Here is a 9,535-nt window from a genome sequence, read left to right on the forward strand (position 1 = left end):
TCGCCCAGTTGCGCCCCTTGCAGCGATCGGAGCTGTTCCATGGGCGCAAGCCGATGGCGTTCTACGCTGGGCGCGTACCGGAAGACGGCGAAGTATTGAATAGCGAACCGGCCGATTGCGTTGTGTTGAAGGAGGCTTCGAGGCAAAGGTGAACGCGTTGGCGATTGCCTGCGCTCCGCTCTCCCCGGGTTATTAGTAATCAAAAATTCTATCTGCCGTCGTCCCGGCAAATGCCGGGACCAGCGCCTTTACGTTGCACTTAGTCAGGGCAACGTTATTCCTGCCTCACGCAGCAACCGCGCCAGCGCAATCAAGGGCAACCCGATCAACGCTGTCGGATCCTCGTTGTCGATCCGCTCGAACAAGCTGATTCCCAGTCCTTCGCATTTGAAACTGCCCGCGCAATCGAGCGGATTCTCGCGGGCGACATAACGGGAGATCTCGGTTTCGCTCAATATGCGAAAACGCACGCGCGTGTGATCGATGTGCGTATAGCGCATGCCATCGCGCGTATCGAGCAGGCACAAGGCCGTATGGAACTGCACCTCATGTCCCGAGCTGGCCGCCAACTGCGCGCGTGCGCGCTCTGCCGTGCCCGGTTTGTCCAGGATCGAGCCGTTCAACTCGGCTACCTGGTCCGAACCGATGATCAGGGCGTCGAGCTGGCCGGCTCCGGCTGCATCGGCCTTGGCGATTGCCAGCCGCAGCGCCCGGTCCACCGGCGACTCCCCGGTCAGCGCGACTTCGTCGGTGCCGGGGGCGCGTTGTTCGAATGCTGGCAGGAGCCGGCGCAGCAGCTCGGCCCGGTACACCGACGTCGAGCCCAGGACGATGCGCGGCCCGCTCATGCGTCGCCCTCGCGGCGAATCTGCTCGCGCATGGCGTCGTCCAGGTCATGCTGGGCCCGGTCCAGCCCGGCGAGGAGGGGCCTGAGGCGATTGCGTGCCTCGCTCATGGCGGCTACCGCCGCATCCAGCTCCTCCTGCGTTGCCTTTGGGGCCTTGTCGCGAATCCAGATCCGCTGCTGGAGCAGTGAGCGCAGACCGGCCTCGATGGCGCTGCGGGCCTCTTTCTCGCTTTCGGCCGGCAGGTCGGGATTGAGCGAGATCACCGCATGAGCTTGCTGCAGGCCGTTTCGGCAGCTCTTGAGGTCCACTTCCAGGCGGTCGGCTAGATCCAGCAAATGCCGAACGCTGCCGGCCCGGCGGTAGATCCGTTGCCGGTGAGCGATCGCCAGGACGCCCCCGAAGACCAGTAAAATGAACACAGCGGCCACGCTGGCCGTCAGGTAGGCGTTCACGGAGGATCCAGGTTCCAAGGTGGCGTCGAGGCATTCAGTCTGCCGCATGGGCGGCAAGCGACGCAAAAGGTCGCGCATGCAGGGGGTAAGCGCTTGTATGCAGTTGACTTATCTCCGGCGCAAACCTAGAATTTCGCGATTATGTCCGTGACACTGCCAGAGTCCGTGGACGCATGGCGCATGGTCGCGGCAAGGCGTTCGTTTCAAGGTGCCTTGCCGATTGCCGGGTTACAGCGCCTCGCCGAGGTGCTTGCCGGCACGGATGGGGTGGCTCAGTACGAGTTGGATTTCGGTCGTGACGAGTTCGGCACGTCCTATCTGGATGTCCGCGTCCAGGCGCCGCTCGAGTTGATCTGCCAAAGGACCCTGGAGCCGTTCATCCTGCCGGTAACGGTCGATGCACGGCTTGGCTTGATCCGCTCCGAACGCGAGGAGTCGGCGCTTCCGCCAGGAAGCGAACCGCTGCTTGTTGCCGAGGACGGCAAGCTCAGTCTGGCTGACGTGATCGAAGACGAATTGCTGTTGGCGTTGCCGCTGGTTCCGATCAATCCGGACAGCAGCCTGCCCGATGAAGTAGTTGACCCCGGCACGGAGGCATCCGCCACCGAGGGTCGTACCGATAACCCGTTCGCGGTGTTGCGCGAACTCAAGAAAAACTGATTTAGCTGGAGACTTGCCATGGCCGTTGCCAAGAGCCGCAAAACCCCGTCCACCCGCGGCATGCGTCGTTCGCACGATGCGCTCAAGACCGTGCAGCTGGCCACCGATCCGACCAGCGGTGAGGTGCATTTGCGCCATCACGTGACCAAGGATGGCTTCTACCGCGGTAAGAAGGTCATCGACACCAACACCTCGGTGGTCGAAGAGGATTGATCTCAAGTTCTTGAGAGGCTGCACACGGCTCTCATACTTGAGACTGCAAGGCGGCGCGTCTACGCGCCGCTTTTTGCGTTTAGGCGTCCAGACGGCGTAACGTTGCGGCTTCGGCCGTCGACGGGCTTGAACCCGATACCCGTCGTACGCTGTTTGTCCCACTTTGGATAGTCAATGGCCACGATCTATTCCCGTATCGTTGCGACCGGCAGTGCATTGCCGGAGCGCGTGCTTACCAACGCGGACTTGGAAAAGTTCGTCGACACCAGTGACGAATGGATTCGTACACGCACCGGTATTCGCCAGCGCCATGTGGCCGCTGACGGCGAAACCACCGGCGACCTTGCCACGCTGGCGGCGCAACGCGCGCTGGACGCGGCGGGCCTGAAGGCCGGCGACATCGATTTGATCGTGCTTGGTACGACGACCCCGGACATTATCTTTCCGTCCACTGCCTGCCTGATTCAGCATCGCCTCGGTGCCAACGGTTGCGCGGCCCTGGATGTCAACGCGGCGTGCTCAGGCTTCATGTACGCCCTGGGTGTGGCGGACAAGTTCATCAAGACCGGCGCTTCCAGGCGTGCGCTGGTCATCGGTGCCGAAACACTGACGCGCATGATCGACTGGAAAGAACGCGAAACCTGCGTGCTGTTCGGCGACGGTGCTGGCGCGGTCGTGCTGGAAGGCTCCAGCGAGCCGGGTATCTACACCACCTGCCTGCATGCCGATGGCGGCAACAAGGATCTGCTCTACAACCCGGTCGGCGTTTCGGTGGGCTTTACCGATGAACCCAACCATGGTGTGCGCATCCGCATGGCCGGCCGGGAGGTATTCAAGGTGGCCGTCAAGACGCTCGATGCCCTGGTCGAAGAAACACTGCAAGCCGCCGGCATGGAAGCGGCACAACTGGATTGGCTGATTCCGCACCAGGCTAATCTGCGCATCATCGAGGCGACTGCCAAGCGTTTGAACATGTCGATGGAGCAGGTCATTGTGACCGTCGACCAGCATGCAAACACATCGGCCGGTTCGGTGCCGCTGGCACTCGATCACGCCGTGCGTTCGGGCAAGGTCAAACGCGGCCAGAACCTGTTGCTGGAAGCGTTCGGCGGCGGCTTTACCTGGGCGTCGGCACTGCTGCGTTTTTGATGCGCGAGGCCGGTGGTTAGGCGTTTGCCAAGAGCCAGGTGTTAAGGAGAAGAGCCGGCTAGCCCGGCTTTTTTCTTGGGCTTTCTCCTCGCTCTTTACAGCCCGCACAGCGGGCCAGCTCACAACGAGCATCGCGAGCGGCCGCACGCAGCGGCGCCCCAAACAGCTGCGTACGGTCGCCATTACTGGCACTATTTCATTTTTCGCCAATGCCTCATCCCATGACTCGAACCGCCGCTTCGCTCGCTTTTGTCTTCCCTGGCCAGGGCTCTCAGTCCGTCGGCATGCTGGCCGATCTGGCCGCTGTGCACGCCGAAGTCAAAGCCACGTTCGACGAAGCTTCACAGGGCGCAGGTGTGGATCTGTGGGCGATGAGCCAGAAAGGGCCGGAAGAGCAGCTCAACAGTACGCAAAATACTCAGCCGGCCCTGTTGGCTGCCAGCGTGGCCGTATGGCGCGTATGGCAGAAACTGGGGGGTGTGCAGCCTGCACAGATGTCCGGCCATAGCCTGGGCGAATACAGCGCTTTGGTCTGTGCCGGCTCGCTCTCGCTGCATGACGCCGCGGCGCTGGTTGCCGAGCGCGGCCGCCTGATGCAGTCGGCGGTGCCGGCGGGCGTCGGCGCGATGGCCGCGGTGCTCGGTGGCGACGATGCGCAGATCGCGCAAGTCTGTGCCGAAGTCGCGCAGGGGCAGGTCGTGGCGCCCGCCAATTTCAATTCGCCCGGTCAGCTGGTTATTGCCGGTCATGCCGAGGCGGTCGATCGGGCTATCGCAGCTCTGGCCGAGTTAGGCATTCGCAAGACAGTGAAGCTGGCTGTGTCGGTGCCGTCGCATTGCATGCTGATGCGCGATGCCGCGGACAAGCTCGGTGAGCGCATGGCGTCGATCGCGTGGCGGTTACCTGCGGTGCGCGTGGTACAGAACGCGACTGCGACGGCGTTCGATACTGTCGATGCGATTCGCCAGGCCTTGCAGCAGCAGCTGTACATGCCCGTACGTTGGACCGAGTGCGTGCAGGCACTGGCTGCCGGCGGCGCGACGCGGGTCGCCGAGGCCGGTCCGGGCAAGGTGCTTGCCGGCTTGATCAAGCGCATCGACAAGAACATCGAGGCTCGCGCGATCGGCGCGCCCGCCGAACTCGATGCCGCGCTCGCCGAGTGGAATGCCTGAATCGTATTTCGGACGCGACGTTTGCTTTCTTTTTGTTTTTTTATCGCTAAGGAGTTTTCGCCATGAGTCATTCTCTTCAGGGCGAGATCGCTCTGGTCACGGGTGCCAGTCGTGGTATCGGTGCAGCCATTGCCGATGAGCTGGCTCAGCGCGGTGCCACCGTGATCGGTACAGCGACCAGCGAGTCCGGCGCGGCTGCGATCGGTGAGCGGCTGGCCGCGCACGGTGGTCATGGCCGCATGCTCAACGTTGCCGACGGTGCACAGGTCGAGGCGCTTATCGACGCTATCGGCAAGGAGTTCGGTCCGGTGTCGATCCTGGTCAATAACGCCGGCATTACGCGAGATCAGCTGCTGATGCGCATGAAGGACGAGGATTGGCAGGCCATCCTCGATACCAACCTGACGTCGGTTTATCGCACGTCCAAGGCGGTGATGCGCGGCATGATGAAGGCGCGCAAGGGACGCATCATTTCGATCGCTTCCGTCGTTGGCCTGACCGGCAATCCTGGGCAGGCCAACTACGCGGCGGCCAAGGCCGGCATCATCGCTTTCTCCAAATCGCTGGCACGCGAGATCGGCACCCGTGGGATCACTGTCAATGTCGTGGCGCCGGGCTTCATCGATACCGACATGACTCGCGCTTTACCCGAGGACGCCAAGCAGGCGCTGCTGGGGCAGATTGCACTCGGCCGTCTGGGCGAGGCAAACGATATTGCGCAAGCTGTTGCGTTCCTGGCCTCGCCTGCCGCCGCCTATATCACCGGCGAAACCCTGCACGTCAACGGGGGCATGTACATGCCCTGACGGCGGCTTCGGCGGACTTCCGCCCTGGCCGACGGCCGGGAAGGGGGGCGGGCCGTCTCATCCTGCAGGGATATTTCGGCCAGTTGTCGCCAGCCGACGATTTTTAGGCGACAATTGGCCTTTCGCGTCGACCTCTCGGGGGGCGACATACAACCGAGCCGGTGGACCGTGGCGGCCGACAGGCTTAGCCATTACAATCCGCCGGCCTTGCTGGCCAGAAGGCCGGTTCAAGACAAGCAACTACTCCTTGGGAGGTATTGGCAACATGAGCACCATCGAAGAACGCGTCAAGAAAATCGTCGTCGAGCAGCTGGGCGTGAAGGAAGATGAAGTCACGGCGAACTCCTCGTTCGTTGACGATCTGGGCGCTGATTCGCTGGACACCGTGGAACTGGTGATGGCTCTCGAGGAAGAGTTCGAGACCGAGATTCCGGATGAGGAAGCCGAGAAGATCACCACGGTGCAGCAGGCCGTCGATTACATCAAGGCTCACACCAAGGAGTGATCGCGAGACGATACAGGCGTCAGGCATCTTGCCGGTCTTGTATGTCGCGATACCGAAAGCTGCGCCATCTGGGCGCAGTTTTCGTTTATGCATTTTGAAACGTCCGATCCCGTATGGTTGCCGAAGAAACCTGCGGCGACTCTCCGGTATCGGGCGCTAGGGCCGTGTTCGTGAGCGGTCGGCCGCCGCAGGCGGCAGTTTGGAACCCTTAAGGGAAAGATCAGATGAGCAAACGACGTGTGGTAGTGACCGGCATGGGCATCATTTCGCCGGTCGGCAACGATATCGATAGCGCCTGGGCCAATATCATCAAAGGCGTCAGCGGCATCGGCCCGGTTACCCATTTCGACGCCACCGGCTACGCCACGCGTATCGCCGGGCAGGTGCGCGATTTCAACGCGGCCGATTGGATCGCCCCGAAAGACATCAAAAAAATGGACCCGTTCATCCACTACGGTATTGCTGCGGGCACGCAAGCCCTGCGCGATTCGGGCCTGGTGGTGACGGATGAAAATGCACCGCGCATCGGCGTGGCGGTGGCCGCAGGCATCGGCGGCCTGCATACCATCGAGCATACGTCGATCGAATTGCACGAAAAGGGGCCGCGTCGCGTGTCGCCGTTCTTCGTGCCCAGCTCGATCATCAACATGGTTTCCGGTCACCTGTCGATCATGTACGGCCTGAAGGGCCCGAATATCGCGTGCGTCACCGCCTGCACCACGGCTACGCACAACATCGGCCTGGCTGCGCGCATGATCCAGTACGGCGATGCCGATGCGATGATCGCTGGCGGTGCGGAATTTGCCACGACGGGCACGGCCATGGCGGGTTTCTGTTCGGCCAAGGCGATGTCCACCCGCAATGACGAGCCGGGCAAGGCCAGCCGTCCGTGGGACAAGGACCGCGATGGCTTCGTGTTGTCCGACGGCGCGGGCGTGTTGGTGCTGGAAGAATATGAAATGGCCAAAGCGCGTGGCGCGAAGATCTACGCCGAGCTGGTTGGCTTCGGCATGAGCGGCGACGCTTACCACATCACTGCGCCGAGCGAAGGCGGCGAGGGCGCAGCGCGATCGATGGAGACCGCGCTCAAGGACGGCGGTTTGAATCCGACCGATGTGCACTACATCAATGCGCACGGTACTTCGACGCCGCTGGGCGACCTGGGTGAAGTACTGGCAGCCAAGCGCGTGTTCGGCGATTACGCCTACAAAGTGCCGGTCAGCTCGACCAAGTCGATGACCGGTCACTTGCTCGGTGCGGCCGGCGGCGTGGAAGCTATCTTCACCATTCTTGCGCTGCGCGATCAGGTATTGCCGCCGACGATCAACCTGGATGAGCCGGGCGAGGGCTGCGATCTGGATTTCGTGCCGAATATTGCGCGCGAGGCGAAGATGGACGTGGCCATTTCCAATTCGTTCGGTTTCGGCGGTACCAACGGTACCCTGGCGTTCCGTCGCGTCTGACCGCGTGACAATTTCTCAGCGATACCTTGCCGGCCGGCGCGATCTGCTCGCGCCGGCCGCTTTGTTTCCATCGCGCTACCCGTGCTTGCTGGAAAGCGTCGTGCGCGGTACACCGCAATCGCGCTACGACCTGCTGCTCGCTTTTCCGCGCGAATCGCTTCGGTTGCACGCAGACGGCCGTCTGACCGATGGGGATGGCGCACCGCAGGCCGGCAGTTTTCTGGAGGCGCTCGATCGCTTGTGGCGTGCCGAGCGGCAAGTGCCTGACGAAGACGCGTTACCGTTTCATGGTGGCTGGGCGGTGATGTTGTCCTACGAACTGGCCGAGCAGGTCGAACCGAGGCTCAAATTGCGCCGTCACCCGGTGGTGCCGGTGGCCTTGGCTTTGCGTTGCCCGGCAGCAATCGTGGTGGATCACCAGCACGATCGCACGATCTTGCTGGTCGAGTCCGGCGACGAAGCGTTGCTGGACGCTATGGAGCGCGACTTGGCTTCAGCGTGGACGGCTACGCCACTACCGGCACCCAGCGGTATCGAGGAAGACGCGCCCGCGAAGTTCCTGGAAGGTGTGGCGCGCATTCACGAGCATTTGCGCGACGGCGACATCTTTCAGGTCAATCTGTCGCGGGCGTGGCAGGTAGCCTATGAACGGGCGCCAGCGCCCGCAGACGTCTACGCCGCTTTGCGGCAAGCCAATCCCGCACCATTCGCCGGGTTGCTGCAGGGGGACGGCTGGGCGATCGTCAGCTCGTCGCCGGAGCGGCTGGTCGAGGCGCGCCACGGCATTGCGCAAACGCGCCCGATCGCCGGTACGCGCCCCCGTGTAGCCGGGGACGATGAACTCGCCCGTATCCGCGAACTAAGCACGCACCCGAAGGAGCGGGCAGAGCATGTGATGCTGATCGACCTCGAGCGTAACGACCTTGGCCGGGTCTGTATTCCAGGTACGGTTGAGGTGGATGAATTGATGGTGGTGGAGAGTTACGCTCACGTTCATCACATTGTGTCCAATGTTCGAGGTCGCCTGCGTCCGGATGTGACGCCAGGCGAAGTGATCGCCGCTACCTTTCCGGGAGGCACGATTACAGGATGTCCAAAGGTCCGCTGCATGGAAATTATCGCGGCCCTGGAGGACGCCCCACGCGGTGCCTATACCGGCGCGCTGGGCTATATCGATCGCAACGGTGACCTCGATTTGAACATCCTGATTCGCACGCTGACGCTATGGGACGGGCAGGTCGCCTTGCGCGCCGGGGCAGGCATTGTGGTCGACTCCATCGCGCAGGCCGAGCTGGAGGAAACCCGAGCCAAGGCGCGTGGCCTCCTGCGTGCGCTGGGGGCGGACGGTTGATGCCGGCAGGTTCGGCGCGCGTGCTGGTCGACGGTCGGGCGCAAGCGCAGGTCTCGCCGCTCGATCGTGGACTGCTGTATGGCGACGGGCTGTTCGAAACGATTCGCTTCGTCGATGGCGCCGCGCCGCTATGGGCCAGACATATGCAGCGGCTGCAAAGCGGCTGCACGCGGCTAGGCTTGCCGATAATCGAGCCGTCGCGCCTGAACGAAGAGGCGCTGCGCAGCATCGAGGGCATGAGCAACGCAGTAGTACGCATTACGCTGACTCGCGGCCAGGGCGAGCGTGGCTATCGCCCGCCGTCAGAGCCGCAGCCGACACGTATCGTCGCGGCATCCGCACCGCCGCCGTTGCGCGAGCACGACTACCGCGACGGCATCGTGGCGCGGCTGTGCGACCTGCGCCTGGCCACGCAGCCGGCACTGGCCGGCATCAAGCATCTCAATCGGCTCGAACAGGTGCTCGCACGTACCGAGTGGAACGATCAGGAAATCTCCGAAGGCTTGTTGTGCGACCAGGACGGCGATGTGATCTGTGCGACCATGGCCAATCTGTTTGCAGTGATCGACGGGGTACTGGTGACACCCCCGGTGGACCGTTGCGGCGTGGCAGGTGTTGCGCGCGCCGAGATTCTGGCCGCGCGGAGCGTACAGGTGTGCCGGCTGCCGCTCGATGTGCTCGCGCAGGCCGATGAGCTCTTCCTCAGTTCCAGCATACGCGGCATTCTTCCGTTGCGGGCAGTGGGCGACCGGGTGTTTTCCATCGGCCCTTGTACGCGCGCCTTGCAACGGCACTGGCGCGATCTGGGCTTTTTCAGGGAGCTGGCATGAGCCGTAGCAAGCAATCCGGCGGCGTGTGGTTGCGCGTCGCGGCGATTCTCGTCCTGTTGGCGGTGGCTGCCGGCATCGCCTACGGC

11 protein-coding genes are annotated in these 9,535 nt (G+C 62.9%); 9 read left to right on the top strand and 2 right to left on the bottom strand.

Going from position 1 to position 9,535, the window contains the following annotated elements:
- Positions 1 to 263: 263 nt before the first annotated feature.
- Positions 264 to 848, bottom strand: a complete 585-nt coding sequence (locus VIM98_RS01835) for a Maf family protein (protein WP_331991382.1) — start codon at positions 846 to 848, stop codon at positions 264 to 266.
- Positions 845 to 1,300: a hypothetical protein gene (locus VIM98_RS01840; RefSeq protein ID WP_331991383.1), complete on the bottom strand. Its 456-nt coding sequence runs from the start codon at positions 1,298 to 1,300 to the stop codon at positions 845 to 847. The genes VIM98_RS01835 and VIM98_RS01840 overlap by 4 nt, the downstream gene beginning before the upstream one ends.
- Positions 1,301 to 1,441: 141 nt before the next feature.
- Here VIM98_RS01840 and VIM98_RS01845 point away from each other — a divergent pair, with 141 nt between their 5' ends.
- From VIM98_RS01845 to pabC, 9 genes are all read left to right on the top strand, one after another.
- Positions 1,442 to 1,960 carry a YceD family protein gene (locus VIM98_RS01845; protein ID WP_331991384.1) on the top strand — a complete coding sequence of 173 codons (519 nt, stop codon included), beginning with the start codon at positions 1,442 to 1,444 and terminating at the stop codon, positions 1,958 to 1,960.
- A gap of 18 nt (positions 1,961 to 1,978) precedes the next feature.
- On the top strand, positions 1,979 to 2,173 hold the full coding sequence (rpmF, locus tag VIM98_RS01850; RefSeq protein ID WP_331991385.1) for a 50S ribosomal protein L32: 195 nt from the start codon (positions 1,979 to 1,981) through the stop codon (positions 2,171 to 2,173).
- A 174-nt stretch (positions 2,174 to 2,347) separates the two neighbouring features.
- Positions 2,348 to 3,322: a beta-ketoacyl-ACP synthase III gene (locus tag VIM98_RS01855; RefSeq protein WP_331991386.1), complete on the top strand. Its 975-nt coding sequence runs from the start codon at positions 2,348 to 2,350 to the stop codon at positions 3,320 to 3,322.
- A 221-nt stretch (positions 3,323 to 3,543) separates the two neighbouring features.
- Positions 3,544 to 4,494, top strand: a complete 951-nt coding sequence (gene fabD / locus VIM98_RS01860; protein ID WP_331991387.1) for an ACP S-malonyltransferase — start codon at positions 3,544 to 3,546, stop codon at positions 4,492 to 4,494.
- A gap of 62 nt (positions 4,495 to 4,556) precedes the next feature.
- Positions 4,557 to 5,300, top strand: coding sequence for a 3-oxoacyl-ACP reductase FabG (gene fabG, locus VIM98_RS01865; RefSeq protein ID WP_331991388.1), 744 nt, complete (start codon positions 4,557 to 4,559; stop codon positions 5,298 to 5,300).
- A 265-nt stretch (positions 5,301 to 5,565) separates the two neighbouring features.
- Positions 5,566 to 5,805 (top strand): acyl carrier protein, encoded by a 240-nt coding sequence (acpP, locus tag VIM98_RS01870; protein ID WP_331991389.1) that lies wholly within the window; start codon positions 5,566 to 5,568, stop codon positions 5,803 to 5,805.
- 224 nt (positions 5,806 to 6,029) lie between these two features.
- Positions 6,030 to 7,268: a beta-ketoacyl-ACP synthase II gene (gene fabF, locus VIM98_RS01875; protein WP_331991390.1), complete on the top strand. Its 1,239-nt coding sequence runs from the start codon at positions 6,030 to 6,032 to the stop codon at positions 7,266 to 7,268.
- A 4-nt stretch (positions 7,269 to 7,272) separates the two neighbouring features.
- On the top strand, positions 7,273 to 8,619 hold the full coding sequence (locus VIM98_RS01880; protein WP_331991391.1) for an aminodeoxychorismate synthase component I: 1,347 nt from the start codon (positions 7,273 to 7,275) through the stop codon (positions 8,617 to 8,619).
- Positions 8,619 to 9,449 carry an aminodeoxychorismate lyase gene (pabC, locus tag VIM98_RS01885; protein ID WP_331991392.1) on the top strand — a complete coding sequence of 277 codons (831 nt, stop codon included), beginning with the start codon at positions 8,619 to 8,621 and terminating at the stop codon, positions 9,447 to 9,449. Before VIM98_RS01880 ends, pabC begins: the two co-directional genes overlap by 1 nt.
- Positions 9,450 to 9,535: the final 86 nt, after the last annotated feature.

Origin of the sequence: Dyella sp. (assembly GCF_036568765.1) — a bacterium.
GTDB lineage: Bacteria > Pseudomonadota > Gammaproteobacteria > Xanthomonadales > Rhodanobacteraceae > GSA-30.